Origin of the sequence: Lentilactobacillus dabitei, assembly GCF_019061365.1 — a bacterium.
Taxonomy (GTDB): Bacteria; Bacillota; Bacilli; order Lactobacillales; family Lactobacillaceae; genus Lentilactobacillus; species Lentilactobacillus dabitei.
In genome coordinates, this window is record NZ_JAHPPD010000042.1 from 1 (window position 1) to 24342 (window position 24342).

Sequence of the window (24342 nt, forward strand, 5' to 3'; positions counted from 1 at the left end):
AAAAAGGCATTCGATTGTGTTATCTGAAGAATAACATGCTCGAATGCCTTTTTGAATACGTCCAATTATTTAGTGCTTACTATGAAATCATCATAGTCAGCCTTAGCTGATTGTCATTTGAAATACATGGTTACAATAAAAGAACACGAGATCCGAAACGAAGCGTTGCCGCTGTCTTTGACCTCGTGTTTTTTAGCCACAGAATTATTTGACTGGCTCTTTAATCCAATCAAACTCCAACCCCGGATCTGCATTCAGCGTTGCGTCTGCTCGGACACCATGCTGATACAGCATTTCTCCGGCAGCACCAATCATTGCGGCATTATCACCACACAATGAGAGTGGTACCAGCTCCAACTTTGTATTTGGAAACTGTTTCATGTCAGCTGTCAGCCGATCACGAAGGCCGCGATTGGCCGCAACCCCACCTGCAAGAATCAACTGTTTGACGGGATACTCATGCAGCACGCGGACAGTCTTATCAGATAACACATCGACAACAGCTTGTTGGAAACTAGCTGCCAGATCCTCTTTATTCAATTCTTTGTGGATTTGATCTGCATGATGAACGGTGTTAATAAACGCGCTTTTCAGCCCGCTAAAGCTAAAATCAAAGTTGTCGTCGGTATCCATTGCTCTTGGAAAGTCAAACGTATCGTGACCACGATGCGCCATCTCATCAACCGGCTTTCCGGCTGGATAATTAATGCCAAGGACCCGACCAATTTTATCGTAAGCTTCGCCCGCTGCATCATCCCGAGTTTCACCTATAATTTCAAATCTATTTTCTTCAGGCATGTAAACTAGCTCTGTATGACCACCTGAAACAACCAATGCCATCGCTGGAAATTCAATGGGTTCAACTAAATGAGCAGCATAAATATGACCTGCCAAATGGTTAACGGGAATAAGTGGTAAATGATGCGCCCAAGCAACCGCTTTAGCAGCAGTTACCCCGATCAAAAGAGCGCCGACTAAACCTGGCCCATATGTAACAGCAACCGCGGTCAGATCATCATAGCTCACTTTAGCCTGCTTTAGGGCATCTTTAATACAACCGGTAATTTGCTCAATGTGATGACGACTGGCAACTTCCGGCACCACTCCACCGAACCGCTGATGACTTTTTATTTGAGTGGCCACAATATTGGAAAGAATGGTGTCACCATTTTCAATTACCGCAACGGAGGTCTCATCGCAGCTGCTTTCAAAGGAGAGAATTAAATCTCTAGTCAATAAGTTCATCTCATTTCTTTATTCATTAACCAATTTTTGTAATGTCCAAAATCATATTAAGGGCATCTTCTCGATCGTTATAATAATAATCTTTCTTAAGCCCGTTATCCACAAAACCGATGTCTCGGTACAGCTTCTGGGCACGAGTATTACTAACCCGTACTTCAAGAGTAACCTTATCATATTCCATCTGGCGGGCTTTTTTAATAATGGTTGTGACCAAAAAGTACCCCAATCCATGATTCTGAAAATTGGGGGCAACCGCCACGTTCGTGATATGACAATCCTTTGTATGGTCATTTAAAGAACAACCGATAAATGCAACTAACCAGTCATTTCTGCGCAAAACCAGGTAAAGGCGATCGTTTTTTCGCATCAGTTCACTTCGAAAAGCGCGGTCGTCCCAGGGAGTTTGACCACCATATACAGATCGCTCAATCCCCAAAATTTCCGGAATATCGGGAATCATTGCTTTGGCCAAAAAATACTTAATTCCGTTGATTTCAACATCGTGATTTTTAATGTCAAGATATCGTTCGCGGAGTTGAGCATCTTTATTATAAAAATTTTTGTTAAACCAATTTTTAAATTTTTTCAACATAATTGTGCGTATCCCCGTTGGGATGAAGCTTTTTCCAATCCGCTTCAGCTTTGGTTAATCGTAAATAGCTTGGTACGACGGCATCGACGTTCGTAACCGGATCAACCTGTTTGCCATAAAGTCCTAAACGAGCAGCATTAGGAAGATCGGCCAACTTGTCTGCAACAATGAGTCGATCTCCTAATGCGTGACGCATCCCCTCCTCGAAAGCATCGGTATCCCCAACAATCATAATCCTCTGATTATAAGGTTCAAGTAATTCTAACCACTGGTCCAAATTGATATGTTGATCCTCGATCAATTCGATTGGGTTACCGTCATCACCAATTTGATATAAGCCAGTGAACATATTCTGATTCCGCCCATCAAAGATTGGATTGACCAGAACACCTGGTTGAGACACATTAAGACAAAGGGTTAACAAACTAGAAACCATCGTTAACTGAATTTCCAAAGTCGCGGCGATCGTCTTAGCTGCAGTCACGGCCATTCGAATGCCTGTATAAGATCCAGGCCCGGCAGCAACGACGACTCGATCTAAGTCGTTCGGTTTGAGGTCAGATTTGCTGACTAAATCCTCAATAATTGGCATCAAAAATTCGGCATGTTTTCGATGAGTTGTAATGTTTGTTTGTGCTAATAAATGGTCATCATCCAAAACCGCCACCGAAAGTGGTCGATTGGAAGTATCAATTGCTAAAATTTTCATTGTTTTTATTTACCCTTGCCTTATTATCTATCATTCCAAACAAACGTTGCACTTGCAGAAATGGCGTCGTTTGAAGTCACCTCATGGATTGTTTTAATTTTATCATTATCTTCAGAATCGACAACTACTGAACTCGTGACAATATTGCCGTATTTGACTTCATTATCAAAACGAATATCAATTTGGGCTGGTGTGTGACTGTCTAAAAATGCCATTGGTAAAGAGTCCAACATCCACTCCAAATAATGAGCGTTATTCACATGACCATTAAAATCAATATCACTGCAGCGAACTTGGTATTTTTTAGAATCCGCCTTAGTTAAATCCTTAATAATTTTTGGCCGAGGTAGCCGAGGCACTCGTTTAACTTTTTCAGATTGGTATGGAGCAATGATTTCGGGGGTCATGGGGGTAATCTTCCGCTTTTCTTCGTCCATTAATACCCAAATGCTTTCAACCTTAACCAGTTCATTGCCTTGCTCATCCTGTAGCCAGAATTCTCGGTAGGCAAAGTAACGATTATAAGAAGTTCCTCTGGTTGTCATTTTGACCGTATCCCTATTTTTAGGTAACTGATTAATTTTAATCGAGTATGAAATCACGACCCAACCAATGCCGTACTTAGAGATAAGTGCGGCTTGATCGACTTCCAACGACTCATTTTGATGCTCAGAAGCTAAAATTAGCACATTGATGAGCATGGGAATGGTAATGTTATTATTAACATCACATTCATAGAATGGAATGGTATGGAACTCGCTAAATTGTTTGGCAGCCATGGACACTTCTTCTTTCCGTTTACTTGATGTCGTGATATTCGTTATAAATTACTTGCTTTTTTAAGTTATGATCTTTGGCAACCCGTTTGATCGCCTCGTTAACCGATAAGCCATTCTTGATGTGGAAATCAACTTGCTGATTAACGCTCATCCCTTCAAGTGGGTCATCATGTTCAATCTCAGGATTTGCATTACCCGCTACTATAATAACAAATTCCCCACGAATTTCAGTAGAATCTGCCCATTCATACAAGACAGCTAAATTACCACGAATAAATTCTTCGTGTTTCTTAGTCAATTCACGGCAAAGCGCAGCCTTCCGTTGTGCACCAAGTTGTGTTAATAGCGACTTTAACGTCTTTTTTAGCCGATGAGGCGCTTCATAGAAAATCAGGGTTTCCGGTCGATTTTGTAATTCCATGAGTTCTTCTCGTTGTTCCTTTGGCTTACGGGACAAAAAGCCATAAAAGTAGAAGGGTTGCGGAGAAACGCCAGAGGCAATTAAAGCCGTAATCCCCGCATTAGCACCAGGTAATGGAACCACATTGATTGATTGCTTGATACATTCAACCACCAATTCATGACCAGGATCGCTGATCGAAGGCATCCCTGCGTCACTCACCTGGGCAATCGTTATCCCCTGTTTTAACTTAGCGATCAATTCAGGAATCCTCTGAGCAGTATTGTGTTCATGAAAACTGATTTGCTTAGTTTCAATGTCAAAATGATTGAGTAACTTTTGGGTATTCCGAGTGTCTTCAGAAGCAATCAAATCCGCCTCTTTGAGGATTTGAACTGCTCGGAACGTCATATCAGACAAATTGCCAATTGGCGTTGGCACTAAATATAAACTGCCATATTGAGTTGACGAATCAAAACTTTTTTGTGTTTCCACGATTATCCCCTAATCTCTGCGACCATAGATAATGTCAGTACAAAAAATACAGTCTTCATCATTTTCGCGGCGTTTACCATAATACTCGTTGCAGACATGGAATCCTTCATTATACAACTTCTCAAGATTTTTACGTGATTTCGATAATTGTGGAGAATTTTGCCCTACTTTTTCGGTAATCTCGGTTACTCGTTCCCTTAAATGTTGGTTTTCAATTTCCAATTCGGCATTTTTCTCCATCAATTCAATTAACGATTCATGCAAATGTGAGAAATTAACCGCTGTGGCGTTAAGTCGGGTATCCATCTCTTTTAATGCATCATATAAACTTTGAGATTCCACGATTTTATCACCTTTCAATAAACGACGACTTGGCAATTTTTAGGATATTCAAGGTAGTCGATTCAATAATATTCTGGAAATTCACGTTCACCTTCATTTGGTCATTCATGGCCAACAACTCATCAAACATCTTCATGAGCTGCCCGGAAGTCCATTCTGTTACAGCTTGATGCATCTGATCGTTGACCGAAGGAAATTTTGATTGATCATCACTAAGCGTCCCGTACTTCATCTCCAAAACATCATCAAAAATGTTGATCATCATGGTTAGAACCACTCGCTGCCGATCCTTATTACCAACGATTGGCATGATCGACATTTGAATGAACGGCATTGCCATCAAGTTTCCCTTCACCAAATAACCAAACCACTTTGAAATCAGCTGTTGCATCTCACCAAACCAATTATCTTTGAGTAAGTCATCAATTTCACGACGACTATTTGTAATCGCCATTAATAGATTAACCTGGCTAGGCAAAACGCCACTTTGTTGTAATTCGGCAACCATTTGCGGCTTGCTTAAGCTCGGAAACTCAACCACTTGAGTTCGAGAAATGATCGTTGGTAAGACAAGATTGCGATTTTGACTGATCAAAAAGCTGACAACATTGCCTGTCGGCTCTTCAATGAATTTTAACAAACTGTTTGCTGCTCCAGTTGTCATCTTTTCGGCATCCGAAATAATGAAGACCTTTTTGGAGCCCTCCATCGCACTTTTAGTGAATTCACTTTTAACGTGACGAATTTGGTCGACCTTAATACTCTGACCATCAGGCTTGGTCACGACAACATCCGGATGATCGTAATGCATAATTCGGATACATTCAGGACATTTTCCACACGGGACACCATTCGTGACATTTGTGCAGAATAACCGCATAGCGACTCCCATCGCGACGGCAAACTGCCCCGCCCCCTCTTCGCCTGTGAAGAGGTATGCATGAGACAGTTCATCTTGATTAACTAAATTCATAAATTGCTTAAATAGTTGTGGCTGTTTTTCCTTGGCAACCTGGACAATATTTTCTGCCATGAATTTCCCTTCTAAAACTGGTGGAATTGATCAATCGGCAACACCATCACGGTCGCCCCACCAACTTGAACCTCAATCGGAAATGTGTGCTCTGCGGTATCGCCATTCAGGCTCACTGGCGGTGTCATAAATTGCTGACGGGCTGAGCAAGTTTCCTTGATGAGCTCAAGAGTTAGGTCGACTTTGTCATCATCGATTGCAATCAAGTAGGTCGTGTTCCCTGAGCGCAAGAAGCTTCCAGTGGTGGAGAAACGGGTAGCAATAATATCATGGGCAACAAAGACTGACCGTAGCTTGTTAGCATCTTTATCTTGAACGATCGCGATTACTAATTTCATAAATCAACTCTCCTTAAAATACTCGGCTGCAATTTGATGAATTGTCTCAATGGTGTCTGTCACAACTTGTTGAAATGGCCGGGTAGCGTCAATTGTTACAAATCGATCGGGATTAGCCGCCCTAATTGCCGTATAACCCTTATGAACCCGTTGATGAAAAGCAGTGGTTTCGACATCTAAGCGATCAATTTTACTACTGTCCCGGTGCTTCTCAATTCGTTTTAGCCCAACCTCTACAGGAATATCAAAATAAATTGTCTTATAAGGAAGTAATTGTTCAGTGGCAAATTCATTCATTTTGGCAACTTGTGCCATTCCAATTTGGCGACCGGATCCTTGATAAGCGACCGAGCTGTCCACGTAACGATCACAAAGGACTAGCTTACCGACAGCTAACGCCGGCAAAATTGTTTCAATTAAATGTTGCCTTCGAGCAGCAGCGTACAGTAATGCTTCGGTTCGATAATCCATTTCGGTGTTATCCCGATCTAGGATCACTCGTCGAATTTCCTCGGAGATCTTGTTGCCGCCAGGCTCTCTGGTCACTAACAATTGATCGCCAATCTCTTGATCAAATTGTTCAACCACCTTGTTCATAACGGAAGTTTTGCCAGCGCCATCGGGTCCTTCAAATGTTATAAACTTACCCTTCAAAACAATTCCCTCACTTCTTAATTTAACTCAATTGTACGATATGTTGTTTTACCTGTCTATTTCAAAAGAAAAGAGTGATCTTTCATTTAACTGTGCATTTCATTCTTGATCGCTCAATCCACGATTAAATATCAGTCACTCTTTGATATTGAAGCCCCAGACTCACCGAGTTCTCCAACTACACCCAGCCAGCCTACTCTCTAGGATTCAAAATCGTTCCGATCGTAGCTAATAACGGATGGTTGAATTTGGTTGTTCTTAATTTTTCTGATTCGAGCTTCTTTATATATGAAGAAATATTTCTGTCTTGCTAAAGCAGTTTCCTGCTCCATCTCAATGTCACTGTCAGCAACAGCATTTTGAGTCTGGGCGGCATGATCCCACTCTTCTTTTAAGTTATTAATTAGCTCGAGAAGCCGTTGGTCGTATTCAGTTTTAACATCACGCCGCTTTAACCGGTTAAAAAACATCGTTTCGACCTCCTACTAAATTTCCGTTCGTCCTTCAACTGCCTTAAATAGTGTTACCTCGTCGGCATACTCAATGTCAGATCCAACCGACAATCCATGGGCGAGACGGGTCACTTTGATGCCGGCAGGTTTAATTAGCTTACTCAAATACATGGCGGTTGCTTCGCCTTCAGGAGTCGCATTAGTGGCAACAATCACTTCTTTAACGGCTTTATTTTTTTGCAGCCGTTTAATGAGCGAACTGATGTTAAGATCTTCTGGGCCTTTACCTTCAATCGGTGATAAAACGCCATGTAGCACGTGGTACAAGCCGTGATATTCTTGAACTCGTTCCATCACCATCACATCTTTAGGTTCCTCAACTACTAAAATGGTCGATTGATCGCGATTCTTATCACGACAAATTTCACATGGATCTTCATCGGTCAAATTCCCACAGATTGAACAGTAATAGAGATCTTTTTTGGTTGCCATGAGTGCTTTAGAAAAATCGGCAACATCGTCCTCATTCATATCAACGGTATAAAAGGCCAGTCGGGTAGCGGTTTTGCTTCCGATTCCCGGCAGTTTCATGTAACTCTCAATTAATTTTGCGATTGGTTCAGGATATTGCATAGTTTTCCCTTCTAAATCAGGATTACATTCCAGGAAGTCCCTTTGTGTATTTACCTAAAGTTTGTTGCGTCGTTTTCTCAACGGCAGCCAAGCCGTCATTCACAGCGGCCAATACTAAATCAGCAAGCATTTCTGGGTCATCTGGGTCAATTGCTTCTGGCTTGATTTGAATGTCAGTCATTTTTCGTTCGCCATTAAAGGTGACCTTAACCATATCATCTGGCGCAACCCCAGTGAATTCTTGTTCTTTTAAGTTTTCTTGTTCCTCTGCTAATTGTTTTTGCATTTTTTTCATTTGCTTCATCATTTTGTTTCTGTTCATACCATTCATCATAAGTCATTTTCCTCCACTTTAATCGTTTTTAATATCTAAAATTTCTTTACCAAACAACTCTTCAGCTTTCTTAACGACGGGGTTCTTGTTCCCATCATCGCTAGGATGGGCTTTTGGGTCTGGATCATCTGCTTCCTGCTTTCCGCCACCGGCAATTTGATCCTTGTGATTCTTCAAATACTCACTTCGAATATCCGGCCATTGATTTTCAGGCACAAACACAATCTGAGGGGCTTTGCCGACAATCCGATCCAGGTTATTCCCAAGGGCATCCTTTAGTTCTGTATCCCCTTGAGCCTTCTGATACAAGAACGAATAATCGAATGCTACAATCACCCCATCGGCACTCGCCGCAACCGGTTTGGAAACGTGCATGACGGCTCGTTGCGTAACTGATAGTGAATTCATTAAATCCGGCCAAACTTCTTTGAATTGGTTTAATTGCTGACGGGTAGCCGATCCTAAAATGGGATAAATTTTGGCGATCTCAACGTGTGCGTTAACCGGCTTAGCCTCAACCGACTTGGAAGCTGCCACAGCCGGAGCTGAAGGACTCTCTGATCCAGTTGCCGGTGTCTTTCGTAATTGCTCAATTTCCTGTTGCAATTGGGCAACCTGGGTGGTCAATTTTTCAATTCTACTGTCAATTTCTGGTGCATTCTGGACCGGCTGTGGTGCAGGTCGAGAAGCAACAGCTGTCTGCTCGTCTAAATGTGTAATCTTAACTGTCAACACTTCCAAATAAACGTCCGGATGAGCTGTGTATCTGAGTGAATTGGAGATGTCATTGAGTTCATTAATCATTTGATAAATATCTTGATCACTGATTTCAGTACTCAGCGTCTTGAATTTCTCATCGACGACTCCCAGTTCCATCTGTTCGACCATTTGTGGATCCTGCTGATAAAGAAGAATGTCTTGGCAGTAACTGGTCAAATCTTCAACAAACCGACTGGCATCCTTGCCGCCATCCAGGATCTTTTGAACGGTTATCAACGCGCTTTTGGTATCTTTTTGATGAACCTGATCCATGTAAGTTGTTAGCAAATCATTAGTGACACTGCCAGTAACTAACAGGGCATTTTCGTAGGTAATTTGATTATCCCCGTAAGACATTGCCTGATCCAAAATACTAAGGGCGTCGCGCATCCCACCTTCAGCCGCTTTGGCAATCAACTTCAGTGCCTTGTCATCATAGTCAACTTTCTTCTGTTGCAGGATGTATTCCATTCGTTCCAGAATATCTTTGGGTTTGATTCGCTTAAAATCAAACTTCTGGGTTCGTGAAATAATAGTTGCGGGAATCTTGTGAGGCTCCGTCGTCGCCAAAATAAAAATCACATTAGCAGGCGGCTCCTCCAGCGTTTTTAGCAGCGCATTAAACGCGCCTGTTGAAAGCATATGAACTTCATCAATAATGTAAACCTTGTAATCAGCCTGAGTGGGCGCATATTTTGCTTTATCTCTAATATCACGGATTTCTTCAACCCCATTGTTAGATGCCGCATCAATCTCAATAACATCGTTGAGACTTCCATCATTAATTGCCTTACAAGTTTCACACTCATTACAAGGTTCGCCGTCCTTTAAATAATGGCAGTTCACAGCTTTGGAAAAAATTTTAGCTGCTGAAGTCTTCCCGGTTCCTCGCGGGCCGGTAAATAGATATGCATGACTAATTTGTTTAGTAATCAAGGCGTTTTTTAACGTACGTGTAATGATTGCCTGACCGACGATTTCATCGAATCGCTGTGGTCGCCATACCCGGTATAAAGCTTGATAGCTCATTACTAAACCCTCCAAAAAAGATAGCCAACTTTTAAAAACATCTAATAAAAACGTCTAAATAATTATATGATGAAATGAAGAATAATGCCAATACAAATGTGGCTGAAGAAGTTGATCATTCTCAACTTGGTTGCCTTCTCAGCTGATTGTTGAAATTATAAAGGATTGATTTGCTTGGCGATTGCCCCTCCAATTACTCCCACTTTGATCTGGGCACTTCACAAAAAAATCTCCCAGCATCTCTGCTGGGAGTCTAAAGTTCATAATCAAGAGACACAAGGTCGATGATACTTAGTGCTGCTTCCTTCCGGATCTGACACAGTTCGTAACCCGACCCTTGTCTCAGGGCCTTGCGGCAATATCTATCATAACTTACTATGAGAAAAATTTCCAGTCAGTTTTTCTTTTTTCTTTTTCGAGCTGCTTTAAAGAAGTCTTTCATGATCTGTGAACACTGCTTGCTGAGGATTCCTTCGGTCACGTTTACCTGATGATTCAGCCGATTGTCTTCTAACACCTGATACAAACTTCGTACTGCACCGGCCTTAGGATCCCTTGAGCCAAAATAAACTGAACGGATACGTGAATTGACAACTGCCCCCGAACACATGAGACACGGCTCAATCGTTACATATAAATCACAATCGATTAATCGCCAGCTCTGGAGCATCCCGCAAGCTTCCTGGATGGCCATAATTTCTGCATGGGCAACCCCATCGTTTAAATGCTCCCTCAAGTTGTGGCCACGGCCGATAATCACACCGTCGTGCACCACAACCGCCCCAATTGGAACCTCACCAATCACAAATGCCTTTTGTGCTTCAACAAGTGCAGCTCGCATGTATTGTTCATTAATCGAAGTTGTCATCAATCAACCTCACTGTTTGACGCTTTGCAAAATGTAGTAACCCTTATCCCGCTTCACAATCGTGCAGTTACCAAAGATTTGAGTCATCAATTTTTTGGCGGATGGGGCACCCTGTTTCTTTTGCAGCACAACGGTCAACGTCCCGTTTGGAACCAAGTGGTCACTGGCGCCTGTGATCATTGCATCAACAACTTTTTTACCAGCTCGGACAGGCGGGTTGGTAACAACCGCGGCATACTGATCGGTCACTTGGTCATAAACATCACTGGTAAAAATGTGAACGTTGTCGACTCGATTATCCCTGGCGTTTTTCTGAGCCAACGATAAGGCCAGCTCGTTGACGTCAACCATATCAACTTCTCGTTTAGGGAAGGCCTTGGCAATTGCGATGCCGATTGGCCCGTAGCCGGTTCCCAGATCAAGAATTTTACCAGCGGGAATCAGATCATAGTTCACATTTTTAACAAGCACCCGACTTCCATAATCAACCGTGTGCTTGGAGAACACTCCGTTGTCTGAAGTGAACGTTAAGTTGTTTCCTAGCAACGAAAAGTTCCATGTCAACGGATTTGAGGCAACATCCGGATTCTTGGAATAATAAAATTGGTTATCACTCATAAAATAGCTCCTGTTCTCTTTTTTGGGAGAGATCCCATATTTGGTGGATACAAGTTTTAAAATCACAATATATTGTGTTCTTATCGTTGATTTTTCTGCCAGTTAGTGTAAACTGTAAGCATAAATCAAAAACGAGTTGAAGGGGAAGATGATTCAAATGTCAAAAATTACTTTATATTCAAAAAACAACTGTATGCAGTGTAAAATGACTAAGCGTTACCTGACTGAACACAATGTTGACTTCGAAGAACACAATATCAACGAACAACCACAATATGTCGATTACCTTAAAAAACGCGGTTTCATGGCAGTTCCCGTTGTCGATGTTGACGGCAAGCAAGCATTCAGTGGTTTCCGACCAGATCAACTTCAGTCAATCGCCGGATAAGAAATCATTATTCATTCTACCATATTCACTTAAGTACTTACGGGCGAAACCACATTTGGTCTCGCTTATTTTATTCGCAAATTTAAGAAAGCGTGGTTCAAACTATGTCACTTCACAACTTAACGGACACATCCTATTTTGACTTAAATAACGAGATCAATATCCCGGTTAACGGCCAAATTCCATTGCAAAAAGATCAAGAGGCCCTGCAAGCCTTTTTAGACAAAAACGTTGGCCCAAACTTGGTTAAATTTGACAGCCTCAAAGATCGTTTTGATTACTTGATTAATCACAATTATTATGAAAAAGACTTTATCAACCAATACGACTTCAGTTTTATTGAAAAGTTGTACACCTATCTTAAGGAACAGGACTTTCATTTTAAATCATTCATGGCGGCTTACAAGTTTTATGCCCAATATGCTTTGAAGACAAATGATAATGATTCATATCTGGAAACATTCCTGGATCGGGTTGCCGTGAATGCCCTCTATTTCGCTGACGGCGATGAAAATCTGGCAATGAATTTAGCTGATGAAATTATTCACCAACGATACCAGCCGGCAACTCCATCTTTCTTAAATGCGGGTCGGGAAAATCGAGGCGAATTTGTTTCGTGTTTCTTGATTCAAACAACCGACGATATGAACACAATCGGTCGAACGATTAATTCTGCCTTACAATTGTCCAGAATTGGCGGCGGAGTTGGCATCAACCTTTCAAATTTGCGAGCTGCTGGCGATCCCATCAAGCACATTGAAGGCGCCGCATCAGGCGTTGTTCCGGTTATGAAATTATTGGAAGACAGTTTCTCCTATTCTAACCAATTAGGTCAGCGCCAAGGTGCCGGAGTCGTTTATTTATCAGTCTTTCACCCAGATATTATTTCATTTTTGGGTGCCAAGAAAGAAAACGCGGACGAAAAGATTCGTTTGAAGACCCTATCACTTGGAGTGACGGTTCCAGATAAATTCTACGAGCTCATCAAGGCGGACGCCGACATGTACTTATTTAGCCCATACGACGTGGAACGTGAATATGGTCAACCATTCTCATACATTGACATCACAAAAGAGTATGACAACATGGTGGCTAATGACAGTATCAAGAAAACAAAGATTAAAGCACGGGACCTTGAAACTGAAATTAGCAAGCTTCAACAAGAATCCGGGTATCCATATATCATCAATATTGATACAGCCAACCGGGTTAACCCGATTGATGGGACAATCGTCATGAGCAATCTCTGTTCTGAAATTTTACAAGTTCAAACACCTTCAACCGTTGATAATGAGCAGCACTACATCAGACTGGGTAAAGACATTTCTTGTAATTTAGGCTCAACTAATATCAACAACATGATGAACGCCAGTGACTTCGGGCATTCAATCGAGACCATGGTTCGAGCGCTAACCTATGTCACTGACCACTCTAATATCGACGTTGTCCCTTCTATTCAAAAGGGCAACCATGAATCTCATTCAATCGGTTTAGGCGCAATGGGGCTTCACAGTTTCTTTGCCAAGCATCATATGCACTACGGTTCTCCGGAATCAATCGAATTCACCAGCACTTACTTTATGCTACTGAATTATTGGAGCTTGGTTGCCTCCAACAAGATTGCCAAAGAACGTGGCAAAACTTTTGATAACTTTGACAAGAGCAAATATGCTGACGGTAGCTATTTTGATAAATATTTTACAAAATCTTTCGCCCCAACCTCTGATAAAGTAAAAGTATTGTTTGCCGATGATATGATCCCAACAAAAGAAGACTGGGAAGCCTTGAAGGAATCCGTCATGAAGTACGGCCTATATCATCAAAACCGTTTAGCAGTTGCCCCCAACGGTTCAATTTCATATATTAATGACACCACCGCGAGCCTACATCCCATTATTAACCGAATTGAAGAGCGGCAGGAATCTAAGATTGGCAAGATTTATTATCCAGCACCCTATCTCTCTAATGACACGATGCCTTACTACACCTCAGCTTATGATATGGATATGCGAAAAGTGATCGATATTTATGCCGCTGCTCAAGAACATATTGATCAGGGAATGGCGTTGACGTTATTTATGCGTTCAACCATCCCAGCCGGTTTATATGAATGGAAGGATGGCCGGACAGACAAGATGACGACTCGTGATCTTAACATTCTTCGTAACTACGCCCACAAAAAAGGTGTAAAATCAATTTATTACATCCGAACGTTCACAGATGACCAGCAAGAAGTTGGTTCCAATCAATGTGAAAGTTGTGTTATCTAGGGGGAAATTATGACTGAAAATTATAAAGCAATTAACTGGAACGCCATCGATGATCAAATCGACAAAGCAACTTGGGAAAAGCTGACTGAACAATTTTGGCTGGATACCCGAATTCCGCTATCCAATGATTTGTCTGACTGGCGAACATTAGATGAAGATCACCAATGGGTCGTTGGTCACGTCTTTGGCGGCCTGACCCTGCTTGATACGCTTCAATCTCAAGAAGGCATGGCATCTTTGCGAAAAGACGTCCAAACTCAGCATGAAACGGCCGTATTGAATAACATTCAATTCATGGAATCAGTTCATGCCAAGAGTTATTCATCAATTTTTTCAACATTGAACACGCCTGAACAAATTGATGAAATCTTCGACTGGAGTGATACTGAAGAATTTCTCCAGAATAAGGCACTCAAGATCCATGGCATTTACGTCAGCGAACCGGATCCACTTAAGAAGAAGGTTGCCAGCGTCTTCCTAGAAACTTTCCTCTTCTATTCTGGTTTCTACACCCCACTCTGGTATCTTGGTCATAACAAGATTCCTAACGTTGCCGAAATCATCAAATTGATTTTACGGGACGAGTCCGTTCATGGAACCTACATTGGTTACAAATTCCAAATCGGCTACAACCAATTGCCAAAGGACAAGCAGGAAGATTTGAAGAATTGGTTATATGATTTACTTTACAAGCTCTATGCCAACGAAGAGAAATACACGCACTTATTGTACGACCAGATTGGTTGGACTGAGGACGTCCTAACCTTTATCCGTTACAACGCTAACAAAGCCTTAATGAACTTGGGCCAAGATCCACTCTTCCCCGATACTGCTGAGGATGTGAATCCAATCGTGATGAACGGCATTTCAACTTCGACAGCGAACCACGACTTCTTCTCGCAAGTTGGGAATGGTTACCTGCTTGGAAACGTTGAATCGATGAATGATAGCGACTACGATATTTAGCAAGGGTCATTAAACCATCGTTAGAAATAGGAGGCTCCAAGATCAAACAGCATGCTGCTTGATCTTGGAGCCTCCTATTTTTTGCTTGATTGTTCTTAAAGCTTCCTATCGTGTCCGCCGGTTACTTCACAATATCGGCAACCGTCTTACCCGTGTAAAGATCTTTTAAATTATTCATTGAAATATTCACCATATTCATGACAGAGCGAGTCGTATGGAATGCAGAATGTGGTGTGATGAGAACATTGGGCATCATCGATAATTTGATAACGTCAGCGTTATTCACCTGCTTAGTGGAACGAGAATCTTGCAGATCAGCCGATTCATTTTCAATGGTATCAATCCCTGCACCGGCTATTTCACCACTTTGCAGTGCATAAATCAAATCATTGGTATCAACAATTGATCCACGGGCCGTATTAATCAGCAAGGCCGTATCTTTCATTGCTTCAAAAGTTTCATGATTAAATTCATGGTAATTATCATTGGTTGCCGGCATGTGAATGCTAATAATATCACTTTGGACAATCAGGTCCTGCAAACTATTTGTATAACGAAATTTGTTTTTCACTGGATACTTGTCATAGGCAACAACTTTTGCACCAAGGCCTTCAAACAGTTGAATGGCCTGCCGACCAATTCGACCAGTGCCGACAATTCCGACGGTTTGTTCACTCATAAGCCGACCCATGAAGTCGGGTGAAAAATGAAATTGCTGTTTCTGGCGTAACTGCTGTTGCATATAACCCACTTTTCGTGATAAGTAAAGGGCCATAGTCACCGCAAACTCAGCGATACTTTCCGGGCTATATGCCGGTGCGTTGGTGACAGTCACCCCATTGTCGGCTGCAGCTTGTAAGTCAACATTATCAGTTCCAACGTTTCGCAATGACAGATATCTGATCCCCAACTTTTTAAAATCCTCGAATAAGGATCGGGAATAGTCAATTGTTTGCAAGCCTGAGATACCATCGAATCCACGGGCTTCTTCAATGGTTTCCTGCGTTAAAGTCATCGTGGTATAACTCACTTCAGTTTGATTATCTTTCCCCCATTTCTCGATAAACGGGATTTCGTCGTCCCTGACGTTATACGCAATAAATTTCATGATGCTCCTCCTAAACGAACAGAAATATGAAACGATTACATTAATTTTACCACAAAAAAGAAGGGTTCCCCAGCCACCCATTTGGGTGTAGCTGGCTGGAGCCCTTCCATTGTTATTTATTTAATCGCCTTTACAAATCGATCAAAGGCGGCTTGACCTTTATCGTTCCACTTGTACACACCAGCATCTTCGAGAACTCTTGCGAATACCAGACCAACCTCTCTATTTACTAACTCCTCAGTATTTTTCTGAGTGAAGTGATCCTTTTGCTTCAATTGGTCCGCCCAAGGTTTATGATAATCTGCAATCTGATTATCTTCACCCAAAACATACTTTTCGACTTCCCTCATCTCTGTTTTCAGCCGGGCAGGCAAGATTGCCCTCCCCATCACTTCGATGAGACCAATATTTTCCTTTTTGATGTGTTGAACATCCTTGTGGGGATGAAAAATGCCATCTGGATACTCATCAGAGGTTTGGTTATCTCGAAGAACGATATTCATTTCAAATTGATCACCGTTCATTCGGGCGATTGGGGTAACCGTGTGATGACGGGTGCCGTTGGTGTAGGCGCGAATATCCACAGATTCGTCGGAATAATTCTTCCAAGTTTCTGCAATTCGAGTAGCAGCATCAACAACCTTATCAGCGTCTTTACTCATCAAGCGGATGGTTGCCATTGGCCATTTAACAATACCCGCTTCCAAACCATCAATTCCCAAATCAATTGGGCGATCGATGGTGGCTTTCATCATTGGGAAGGTATGTCGCCCTCCTTGATAATGATCTTGAGCCAGTAATGAGCCGCCGACAATCGGCAAATCGGCATTACTACCAACAAAGTAATGTGGCAGCTGCTTGAGAATATCGGTTAAATTAACAAACGTGCGTTGATTAATCGACATTGGCACATGTTTCTGATTTAAGAAGATGGCATGCTCGCCAAAATAAGCATATGGCGAATACTGAAATCCCCATGGCTCCCCATTGATCATCATTCGGATCACTCGGTGATTGCTGCGAGCCGGATAACCCAGACGTCCAAGATAACCCTCGTTTTCGATGGCTAACGGGCCAACCGGATAACTGGTCGATTTTTTACGGCCAGCTGCGGCGATTGCCTTGGGATCCTTTTCAGGTTTAGAAAGATTGATGGTGATTTCCAAGTCACCATATTCAGTTTCAGTCGTGTACGAAATATTTTTGGCAATTGCCCGTGTCCTAATATAATCGTTACTCTGGCTTAGATGGTAAAAGTAATCTGTAGCTTCTTCAGGAGATTCCTGATATTTTGTCCAAAAAATGGCATTTAATTTTGATGGAATCGGGGTTAATAAATCCATTAATTGGTCTTCCAGTATCTCCCGATTCGTAATCGAATCCTCGATTTTCCCGCGAGTCACAGCTAGGTCAACCAACTCATTAGCCAAATCAACGGCAGAGTCTTCATCGGTGGGGGAACCAAAGCCATCTCCGATCAACCGAAAAACCAAATTGGTGACATAGATTCGGTCAACATTGGTATAAGGCGAAGCCGATTTGATGATTAAATCAACGAATTTTTCAACAACTGTTCGGCTCATACTAATTTCCTTTCCGGTCATCATAACCCTTTGGGTGGGTCTGCTTCCAATTCCAAGCAGTCTTGATAATCTCATGAACATCATCAAACTGTGGCTTCCAACCAAGAACCTTGCGGGCTTTATCACTAGCGGCAATCAATGTGCTTGGATCACCGGCACGCCGAGGGCCCATTTTAGCTGGAATTGGCTTACCAGTCACTTCTCTGGCGGCATCCAACATCTGCTTGTTGGAGAACCCAGTTGAAGATCCCAAATTAAAGGCATCGGAATCATGACCAGCTTGCAGGTACTTGAGGGCAAGAATGTGGGCATCTGCCAAATCGACAACGTGGACATAATCTCGGACATTGGTACCATCTGGGGTGTCATAGTCATCCCCAAAAATCGTTAATTCGTCACGTTCGCCTGAAGCAACTTGCAGAATAATTGGAACCAAATGCGTTTCTGGATGGTGATCCTCACCAATTGACCCATCAGCCTTGGCACCAGCAACGTTGAAGTAACGAAGAGCAACAAACTTAATCCCGTAAGCAACGTCGCTCCAGTGCATAATCTTCTCCATGGCGAGTTTACTTTCCCCATAGGGGTTAGTTGGCACTTGGGGATCAGTTTCTTTAATTGGAATTTGTTTTGGTTCGCCATAAGTGGCTGCAGTTGATGAGAAAACAATCTTCTTCACATCGTGTTCATGCATCACTTCAAGCAAACTGATCATGCCACCGGTATTGTTGTCAAAATATTTCAAAGGTTTAGCCATTGACTCTGGAACAACCGAAAAGGCTGCAAAATGAATGACCCCTTCGATATTTTCTTTATCAAAGACGCCGCTCAAAAATTGCTTGTCACGAACGTCACCTTCATAAAACCGGGCTTTCGGATTAACCGCTGCTCTATGGCCAGTAACCAAATTGTCGACAACAGCAACGTCATACCCGTTTGCGATCAATCGATCAACGGTATGGGAACCAATGTAACCTGCGCCACCTAATACTAAAATTGCCATCTTAATATCCTCCTTCAACTTAAAAACTATTTAATTTCTCTTGGACCATCGGAAATCTCTGCAATATAGAATTCTGCTGGATGACCAACTTCTTGCTCGTAGACTTTACCAACGTTTTCCTGGAAAGCAGCCACCTTGTCCCGGTCAACAATGGCGATTGCACAACCACCGAAGCCGGCACCGGTCATCCGGGCACCAATCACCCCAGGCTGTTTCCAGGCGGTCTCAGCCAACGTGTCCAATTCCTTACCAGTTACCTCAAAGTCGTAATGTAACGAAATATGAGAAGCATTAATCAACTTACCAAATTGTTGGAGATCATTGTCTACCAACGCGTTTTTGGCCTGCAACGTACGTTGATTTTCAAATACCGCGTGACGAGCGCGTCGAATGAGAACGTCATCATTAATCAGATAACTATTTTCATCGAATTCAGTTTCGGTAAGGTCACCTAAACTATGAATATCAAGCTTAGTTTGTAATCGTTTCAAGGCTTCCTCACATTGGGCTCGGCGCTCATTATACTTGGAATCCTGTAATTGACGGTGCTTCTTAGTGTTCATAATGACGATCACGTTATGCCCCAACTTAACTGGAACATATTCATAATCTAAAGTGTTGGTATCGAGGAGGACCGCTTGATCCTTTTTCCCCATCCCAATCGCAAATTGATCCATAATTCCAGAATTAACGCCAATGAAATTGTTTTCAACTAATTTACCATATTTAACAAGGTCCAGCTCTTTGACATTAAGCGAAAAAACATCATTGATAATCTCGCCCGTCAATAATTCAATAGCCGCTGAAGAAGACAAACCAGCTGCGTCAGGCAGATTACCGTTAATTGCCAAATCAAACCCATGGGCAATTTGGTGGCCCTGGTTAATAACTTCTGCCATCATGCCTTTCGGGTAATTAGCCCAGCCATTGGCCTTATTATAAGTTAAATCTGCCAGTGAAAATTCAACAATCCCTTGGTCAGGGACGTTGGCTGAGTACATCCGAACCTGATCATCGTCACGTTCCCCATAAGCTGCGTATATACCCATGCTAATTGCACAAGGAAAAACGTGGCCGCCATTGAAATCCGTATACTCACCAATTAAATTAATCCGTCCAGGTGAAAAGAATACCCGACTAGCGTCATAACCAAATTTTTGCTTAAATTCAGTTTGTACATCTTCAGAAATCATAGTTTCATCCCTCTACTTAATTTTAGTAAACTTTACTTAAATAGAATTTACCTCATTTTTGAAGCGTTGTCAACCATCATTAATTGATTCAAAAGTCCCAACCCATCAATTCTTCATCTTTATTAACAGTGATCCACCACGATTTCTTGAAAATTCTAAACGATTCATCGCCTCCTAATGAAAGCGTTTGACCAAATCAACGCTGATTTGTATACTAATGTAGTAAAGTTCAGTAAATTTTACAATGAAAAAAATTATTAATTAGGGGATGTTTTTAGTTGGCTAAAGAAAATAATAACCAAACCCACTGGGGCTTTGTCACATTAATTGCCCTGGCTGCTGGAATGGCTGGACTTTTATATGGATACGATACCTCCTGTATTTCAGGAGCAATTGGATTTTTGAAGGATTTGTACCACCTGTCACCGGCAATGGAAGGCTTAATTACTTCCAGTATCATGATTGGTGGGGTTGTCGGGGTTGGTTTCTCCGGGTTCCTAAGTGATCGCTTCGGGCGCCGAAAGATCCTAATGATCGGTGCAATTCTTTTTTTCTTCGCGGCATTGCTTTCAGCATTTACCCGCACACCTGGAGAATTAATCACCGCTCGAATTGTTGGTGGTTTAGGAATTGGCTTGTCTTCCGCGCTTGCCGTTACTTATATTTCAGAGGTCGCTCCGGCAAATATTCGGGGGACATTATCATCACTTTATCAATTACTAACGACCATTGGAATTTGTGTCACTTACTTTGTAAACCTGACAATTGTTAATTTGCACTCTTATAATTGGACATTATTCCATGGTTGGCGGTGGATGCTTGGAATCGGCTCACTACCTGCCCTCCTATTTTTCATCGCATTATTATTTGCACCTGAGAGTCCCCGTTGGCTGATTTCAAAGGAGAAAGTTGAACAAGGCTTTAATATTTTGGTCAAAATTAACGGCGTCAAAGGGGCTCAAGACGAGATGACCACGATCGCGACTGCAATCCGACGTGATCGAAATTCCACGTTGGCCAAATTATTTCAACCAGGCTTACGACGAGCTTTGTTCATCGGCATCTTTTTAGCCTTTTGTAACCAATCAGCTGGGATGAACGTGATTATGTACTATGGGCCGACAATCTTCAAGATGGCTGGCTTTGGTGGTAACTCCGAATTCATGGCCACTGCTGGCGTGGGTGTCGTGAACATGCTGGCAACAATCATTGCCACTACATTAATCGACAAAGCTGGCCGAAAGCCATTAATGATGACTGGATCAGTTTTAATGACTCTTTTTAGTTTAGCTATTGCCCTTATGTTTGGTGGTAACAGTGGCCTCATTCTTTTATTCTGTGTCTTTGGTTTTGTCATTTCATTTGCTTTTTCAATGGGTCCAATTCCTTGGATCATGATTCCAGAGCTCTTCCCAACCTACTTACGAGCAAGAGCTTCGGGAATTTGTACCGTGATTCTTTGGGGCGCTAACTTTGCGGTTGGCCAATTCACGCCAATGATGTTAAGTGCCTGGGGTGGTAAAATAACCTTTATTTTCTTCATGATAATGAATATTATCGGCTTCTTAGGCGTTTGGAAATTTGTTCCAGAAACCAAAGATAAGCCACTGGAGGAAATTGAATCTTACTTTATGCCAAAAACAAAATAAAAACAGAATTTTGAAATCGCCATTATTCAAAAAATCGTAAGCCTGAGTTCCGTTCTGGCTTACGATTTTTAAATTTCATTATTTAATTAGATGTTTGATTTATTTTCAGCCCCAGAGATAAAATCAAGTAGCTTGGGAATGCGAGTTGGCGTTTGATTCCGTGGCCGATTAACGATTAGTAGCACTTGAAGGACAGAAAATACGAGTGAACTGCCCCGATAGTAAGCAATATATTTCGATTCCCATTTATCAACATACTTTTCTTTGTATGAACGCAGGCCCTCAAAGCTATAAAATCTATATCCGTATTGATAGATCAGATGAACGATTCGTTCCTGAGTAAAACTAAATCGAGACGTGCCAACATTTGAAAGTGGTGACATGCCAAGATCAAAATACTTAAACCCCTTTTTGGCGGATTCCTCGTACAAATTGATTAAAATGCCATCCATAATTCCGGATGGTGCTTTCGACGATGAGCGCATCAAATCAATCGATGTCGTCACCTGATTGCCATCTGGCATGATATTGGCAAATGCGACAATTTCATCATCGGCATTTTTCATGACGGCGATCGGCGCTTGGTTTAAATAATAGTTGTCAAAGAACCCTAACGAAAAGCCCTTTTCTACTTTACCACCAAGCCATTCATTGGAGATGTTCTTGATCGCCTTCATAAATGTTTGACTGAATGGCGGCTCTACGACTTCGAATTTAAATCCTTCGCGATCAAATTTGTGCATAAGTGCCCGTTCGCCACGATGCCGTTTCCCGCTCAGGGTGAATTGTTTTAAGTCCACCAAACCATCTTCACCTGTCTTGATAAAGTCAAAGCCACTCTCATGAAGCTGCATGGTTAGATCTTGATCAATCTCATAAAATAATGGCTTTAGTCCTTGTTTATCAGCAGTCTTCATAAAATCTTCAATCGCCGCACCAATTTTTTCCGAGTTGCCGACCGGTTCGCCCATAATAATGAGCTTGTCAGCAATTGGTTTGTACATGAAGAAGACTTGGTCAACCCCTTCTTCTTGGTAGAAGTAGATCTGTTTATCCCGTAAGAATGCAAGATGGCTATCTTCATTGCCACCAAATTGATCGATGACTGCCTTCACCCGCTCTGCATCAAATGGTTGCGTCAACCACGCCGGTCGGTTAGCTGTCAAATAAATGTTGGTCACAAATAAGACCAACATTGCGATCAGCAACCCAATGAAGCCAACCAGCCAAATTGCCTCAGATGGAAATAGGTAGGCTGCATCAAAATGAAGCGGTGAATGGCGATTAGCGGCGATTCCGACCAATGTATATACTGTGAACGTAATGATGAAAATCGATCCATTTATGATCAGCGCGCCCCATGAATTTGCCATCCGATCCCGATAGAGAACCCCTCTTGAAAGCCACAAAGTGATGAGAATGATGACAAACAGCATAATCATTCGCCACGTGAACGCTTCGTTAAACCAGGTGTTCACAATCGATAAGATCACCACAGCAACCGTCGGCCCAAATGCGCGCTTGGTTCGTGCCCAAATGCCACTCCCAAGGCCGATCAACAGAAACGCCACAATAATATTCATCAGATGACTCACAAAAAAGATTGAATAAGGTACCAATCGGATGTAGAGGCGGTTCATGATAACGACATTGGGAACTGTCGCAAATAAGAGCATCATCACCCCAGAGAAGTACATGAACCCGGTTAAGAAGACCTGAGCGATCCGTTGGATGATGATCCGGGGTAATTCATCCAGGAATTCGTTGAGCTTGTGGCCGGTATCATGAGCGAATAGACCGGTTCCCACAATAAATGGCAGTAAATAATAAAATAGTCGATATAATAAAATCCAAACCAGTGCGTCACTTCTGGCAACGCCGATAAATCCTAAACCGATAATGACGAAAATATCAAACGACCCTAACCCACCAGGAATCATTGAAACAACTCCAGCGACGTTAGCGACAACAAAGATCGGAATAACTAACGCAAAATCAATTGGTAGATGCATCAAATACCCAATTAAAATGAAAAATCCCAGGGCACTTCCCCACTCCATAAATGAGCCAAGAGTCATCGTCAACTCCTGTTTGAGGGTTAAATCTTTAAAAAAGCTCGAATTGTTAATCCTTGTAAAAATAAACATACTCGGAAAATAGGCGGCCCCACCGACAAGCCAAATCCAGTAGTGGGCAAAGACGGTGCCAATCCTGAAACCGAAGATCATAATTAAGGACACAAAACAGAGCAACGACAGCCCAGAAATGAGAAAGAGGGCAACTTTTGAAATGGCGTACAATATTTGCTTTTTGGTCGCCCCTTTACCATAAAAATGGGCTCTTAAACTGGCACCAAGCAAGCCCCCGAACCCTAATAAATTGGTAAAAGTATTCACCACCCAGCCACTGCGGATAACGTACCCCGGAGCGAATTTAGTAGGTAAAAACTTCACGATCGAAAAATCATATATGAGCATCGGCGTGATTGAAACAAAGCCCAATACCAGCATTATCAATAATGATCCCTTTGACTGACTGGCAAGCACATTTTGGAACTGTTGACCATTTACTTCACGAATAATTTTTGCAAGTTGACGAACCACGAAGATCAAGACTGAAAAAACAAATATCAGCTTGATCACCGTCATTCGTTTATCTATGAATTTCTTAAATCGATTGAATGCGTTTGCCACTCTTCTCACCTCTCAAATGTAATCCTGTTCCATTATGCCAATTAAATGGATCCGGAACAACAATTATGTACAAAAAAACTGCGCATCGACAATGTAGATTGCCAACACACAGTATGTTGAAGAGATAAATTACTTAAGGGTAGTAACGACAAATACCACTATGGCAGTGATAGAATAACGCATTTGCCATAAATCTGCCACATAATTCT

General features: G+C 42.0%; 24 protein-coding genes and 1 other RNA gene. 4 read left to right on the forward strand and 21 right to left on the reverse strand.

All coding sequences use genetic code 11. The features are described from left to right. Positions 1–204: 204 nt before the first annotated feature. The 16 genes from tsaD to KTE19_RS07710 all read right to left on the reverse strand — a co-directional run bounded on the left by tsaD (position 205) and on the right by KTE19_RS07710 (position 11280). On the reverse strand, positions 205–1245 hold the full coding sequence (gene tsaD / locus KTE19_RS07635) for a tRNA (adenosine(37)-N6)-threonylcarbamoyltransferase complex transferase subunit TsaD (protein ID WP_217164116.1): 1041 nt from the start codon (positions 1243–1245) through the stop codon (positions 205–207). A 16-nt stretch (positions 1246–1261) separates the two neighbouring features. Next, complete coding sequence (gene rimI / locus KTE19_RS07640) at positions 1262–1837, reverse strand: ribosomal protein S18-alanine N-acetyltransferase (RefSeq protein WP_056981147.1); 576 nt, start codon at positions 1835–1837, stop codon at positions 1262–1264. Further along, positions 1821–2546, reverse strand: a complete 726-nt coding sequence (gene tsaB, locus KTE19_RS07645; RefSeq protein WP_217341988.1) for a tRNA (adenosine(37)-N6)-threonylcarbamoyltransferase complex dimerization subunit type 1 TsaB — start codon at positions 2544–2546, stop codon at positions 1821–1823. The genes rimI and tsaB overlap by 17 nt, the downstream gene beginning before the upstream one ends. Before the next feature lie 23 nt (positions 2547–2569). Beyond that, positions 2570–3325, reverse strand: a complete 756-nt coding sequence (locus KTE19_RS07650) for an acyl-[acyl-carrier-protein] thioesterase (RefSeq protein ID WP_217164111.1) — start codon at positions 3323–3325, stop codon at positions 2570–2572. A gap of 19 nt (positions 3326–3344) precedes the next feature. Then, positions 3345–4220 carry a 16S rRNA (cytidine(1402)-2'-O)-methyltransferase gene (gene rsmI / locus KTE19_RS07655; RefSeq protein ID WP_217341989.1) on the reverse strand — a complete coding sequence of 292 codons (876 nt, stop codon included), beginning with the start codon at positions 4218–4220 and terminating at the stop codon, positions 3345–3347. A 9-nt stretch (positions 4221–4229) separates the two neighbouring features. After that, positions 4230–4562: a DNA replication initiation control protein YabA gene (locus KTE19_RS07660; RefSeq protein WP_054746762.1), complete on the reverse strand. Its 333-nt coding sequence runs from the start codon at positions 4560–4562 to the stop codon at positions 4230–4232. Between the two features lie 7 nt (positions 4563–4569). After that, positions 4570–5595, reverse strand: coding sequence for a DNA polymerase III subunit delta' (gene holB, locus KTE19_RS07665; RefSeq protein ID WP_217164107.1), 1026 nt, complete (start codon positions 5593–5595; stop codon positions 4570–4572). 11 nt (positions 5596–5606) lie between these two features. Beyond that, the gene (locus tag KTE19_RS07670; RefSeq protein WP_056981155.1) at positions 5607–5933 is read right to left on the reverse strand and encodes a cyclic-di-AMP receptor; all 327 of its coding nucleotides are present in this window, start codon (positions 5931–5933) and stop codon (positions 5607–5609) included. 3 nt (positions 5934–5936) lie between these two features. Continuing rightward, positions 5937–6587, reverse strand: a complete 651-nt coding sequence (gene tmk / locus KTE19_RS07675) for a dTMP kinase (protein WP_217341990.1) — start codon at positions 6585–6587, stop codon at positions 5937–5939. Positions 6588–6787: 200 nt separating this feature from the next. Continuing rightward, positions 6788–7057 (reverse strand): YaaL family protein, encoded by a 270-nt coding sequence (locus KTE19_RS07680; RefSeq protein WP_054746765.1) that lies wholly within the window; start codon positions 7055–7057, stop codon positions 6788–6790. A gap of 15 nt (positions 7058–7072) precedes the next feature. Beyond that, positions 7073–7672, reverse strand: coding sequence for a recombination mediator RecR (recR, locus tag KTE19_RS07685; protein ID WP_217164104.1), 600 nt, complete (start codon positions 7670–7672; stop codon positions 7073–7075). A gap of 22 nt (positions 7673–7694) precedes the next feature. Continuing rightward, complete coding sequence (locus tag KTE19_RS07690) at positions 7695–8006, reverse strand: YbaB/EbfC family nucleoid-associated protein (protein WP_054746766.1); 312 nt, start codon at positions 8004–8006, stop codon at positions 7695–7697. Between the two features lie 18 nt (positions 8007–8024). After that, complete coding sequence (gene dnaX / locus KTE19_RS07695; protein WP_217164102.1) at positions 8025–9794, reverse strand: DNA polymerase III subunit gamma/tau; 1770 nt, start codon at positions 9792–9794, stop codon at positions 8025–8027. A gap of 262 nt (positions 9795–10056) precedes the next feature. Beyond that, positions 10057–10143: signal recognition particle sRNA small type (gene ffs, locus KTE19_RS07700), an RNA gene on the reverse strand. A gap of 45 nt (positions 10144–10188) precedes the next feature. Continuing rightward, positions 10189–10662, reverse strand: a complete 474-nt coding sequence (tadA, locus tag KTE19_RS07705) for a tRNA adenosine(34) deaminase TadA (RefSeq protein ID WP_217164100.1) — start codon at positions 10660–10662, stop codon at positions 10189–10191. 9 nt (positions 10663–10671) lie between these two features. Beyond that, positions 10672–11280, reverse strand: coding sequence for a class I SAM-dependent methyltransferase (locus tag KTE19_RS07710; RefSeq protein WP_217164098.1), 609 nt, complete (start codon positions 11278–11280; stop codon positions 10672–10674). Between the two features lie 157 nt (positions 11281–11437). Here KTE19_RS07710 and nrdH point away from each other — a divergent pair, with 157 nt between their 5' ends. The 3 genes from nrdH to nrdF all read left to right on the forward strand — a co-directional run bounded on the left by nrdH (position 11438) and on the right by nrdF (position 14904). Further along, positions 11438–11668, forward strand: a complete 231-nt coding sequence (gene nrdH, locus KTE19_RS07715; RefSeq protein ID WP_056981188.1) for a glutaredoxin-like protein NrdH — start codon at positions 11438–11440, stop codon at positions 11666–11668. 104 nt (positions 11669–11772) lie between these two features. Then, positions 11773–13938, forward strand: coding sequence for a class 1b ribonucleoside-diphosphate reductase subunit alpha (gene nrdE / locus KTE19_RS07720; protein WP_217164097.1), 2166 nt, complete (start codon positions 11773–11775; stop codon positions 13936–13938). Positions 13939–13947: 9 nt separating this feature from the next. Beyond that, positions 13948–14904, forward strand: a complete 957-nt coding sequence (gene nrdF / locus KTE19_RS07725; protein WP_217164096.1) for a class 1b ribonucleoside-diphosphate reductase subunit beta — start codon at positions 13948–13950, stop codon at positions 14902–14904. Between the two features lie 121 nt (positions 14905–15025). Here the strand turns inward: nrdF and KTE19_RS07730 are convergent, their stop codons facing one another. The 4 genes from KTE19_RS07730 to KTE19_RS07745 all read right to left on the reverse strand — a co-directional run bounded on the left by KTE19_RS07730 (position 15026) and on the right by KTE19_RS07745 (position 19791). Then, entirely contained in the window at positions 15026–16012 is a 987-nt protein-coding gene (locus KTE19_RS07730) for a D-2-hydroxyacid dehydrogenase (RefSeq protein ID WP_217164094.1), read from the reverse strand. Between the two features lie 116 nt (positions 16013–16128). Further along, positions 16129–17595: a UDP-glucose--hexose-1-phosphate uridylyltransferase gene (locus KTE19_RS07735; RefSeq protein ID WP_217341991.1), complete on the reverse strand. Its 1467-nt coding sequence runs from the start codon at positions 17593–17595 to the stop codon at positions 16129–16131. A gap of 1 nt (position 17596) precedes the next feature. Then, entirely contained in the window at positions 17597–18598 is a 1002-nt protein-coding gene (galE, locus tag KTE19_RS07740) for a UDP-glucose 4-epimerase GalE (RefSeq protein ID WP_056981169.1), read from the reverse strand. Between the two features lie 26 nt (positions 18599–18624). Continuing rightward, a complete protein-coding gene (locus KTE19_RS07745) occupies positions 18625–19791 on the reverse strand; it encodes a galactokinase (protein ID WP_217341992.1) in 1167 nt (388 codons plus the stop codon). Positions 19792–20069: 278 nt separating this feature from the next. Between KTE19_RS07745 and KTE19_RS07750 the strand changes: the two genes are divergently transcribed. Next, entirely contained in the window at positions 20070–21440 is a 1371-nt protein-coding gene (locus tag KTE19_RS07750; protein ID WP_217164088.1) for a sugar porter family MFS transporter, read from the forward strand. Positions 21441–21526: 86 nt separating this feature from the next. On the opposite strand, the gene mprF is transcribed toward KTE19_RS07750, so the two are convergent. Beyond that, complete coding sequence (mprF, locus tag KTE19_RS07755; protein ID WP_217341993.1) at positions 21527–24088, reverse strand: bifunctional lysylphosphatidylglycerol flippase/synthetase MprF; 2562 nt, start codon at positions 24086–24088, stop codon at positions 21527–21529. Between the last annotated feature and the right edge of the window lie 254 nt (positions 24089–24342).

Coding starts and splice junctions, on each gene's coding strand:
- nrdF (WP_217164096.1), top strand. CDS start 13,948: ATGACTGAAAATTATAAAGCAATTAACTGGAACGCCATCGATGATCAA.
- KTE19_RS07735 (WP_217341991.1), bottom strand. CDS start 17,595: ATGAGCCGAACAGTTGTTGAAAAATTCGTTGATTTAATCATCAAATCG.
- KTE19_RS07670 (WP_056981155.1), bottom strand. CDS start 5,933: ATGAAATTAGTAATCGCGATCGTTCAAGATAAAGATGCTAACAAGCTA.
- rimI (WP_056981147.1), bottom strand. CDS start 1,837: ATGTTGAAAAAATTTAAAAATTGGTTTAACAAAAATTTTTATAATAAA.
- tadA (WP_217164100.1), bottom strand. CDS start 10,662: ATGACAACTTCGATTAATGAACAATACATGCGAGCTGCACTTGTTGAA.
- nrdE (WP_217164097.1), top strand. CDS start 11,773: ATGTCACTTCACAACTTAACGGACACATCCTATTTTGACTTAAATAAC.
- dnaX (WP_217164102.1), bottom strand. CDS start 9,794: ATGAGCTATCAAGCTTTATACCGGGTATGGCGACCACAGCGATTCGAT.
- galE (WP_056981169.1), bottom strand. CDS start 18,598: ATGGCAATTTTAGTATTAGGTGGCGCAGGTTACATTGGTTCCCATACC.
- KTE19_RS07710 (WP_217164098.1), bottom strand. CDS start 11,280: ATGAGTGATAACCAATTTTATTATTCCAAGAATCCGGATGTTGCCTCA.
- nrdH (WP_056981188.1), top strand. CDS start 11,438: ATGTCAAAAATTACTTTATATTCAAAAAACAACTGTATGCAGTGTAAA.
- tsaB (WP_217341988.1), bottom strand. CDS start 2,546: ATGAAAATTTTAGCAATTGATACTTCCAATCGACCACTTTCGGTGGCG.
- holB (WP_217164107.1), bottom strand. CDS start 5,595: ATGGCAGAAAATATTGTCCAGGTTGCCAAGGAAAAACAGCCACAACTA.
- tsaD (WP_217164116.1), bottom strand. CDS start 1,245: ATGAACTTATTGACTAGAGATTTAATTCTCTCCTTTGAAAGCAGCTGC.
- KTE19_RS07730 (WP_217164094.1), bottom strand. CDS start 16,012: ATGAAATTTATTGCGTATAACGTCAGGGACGACGAAATCCCGTTTATC.
- KTE19_RS07650 (WP_217164111.1), bottom strand. CDS start 3,325: ATGGCTGCCAAACAATTTAGCGAGTTCCATACCATTCCATTCTATGAA.
- KTE19_RS07745 (WP_217341992.1), bottom strand. CDS start 19,791: ATGATTTCTGAAGATGTACAAACTGAATTTAAGCAAAAATTTGGTTAT.
- mprF (WP_217341993.1), bottom strand. CDS start 24,088: ATGACGGTGATCAAGCTGATATTTGTTTTTTCAGTCTTGATCTTCGTG.
- KTE19_RS07690 (WP_054746766.1), bottom strand. CDS start 8,006: ATGATGAATGGTATGAACAGAAACAAAATGATGAAGCAAATGAAAAAA.
- KTE19_RS07680 (WP_054746765.1), bottom strand. CDS start 7,057: ATGTTTTTTAACCGGTTAAAGCGGCGTGATGTTAAAACTGAATACGAC.
- recR (WP_217164104.1), bottom strand. CDS start 7,672: ATGCAATATCCTGAACCAATCGCAAAATTAATTGAGAGTTACATGAAA.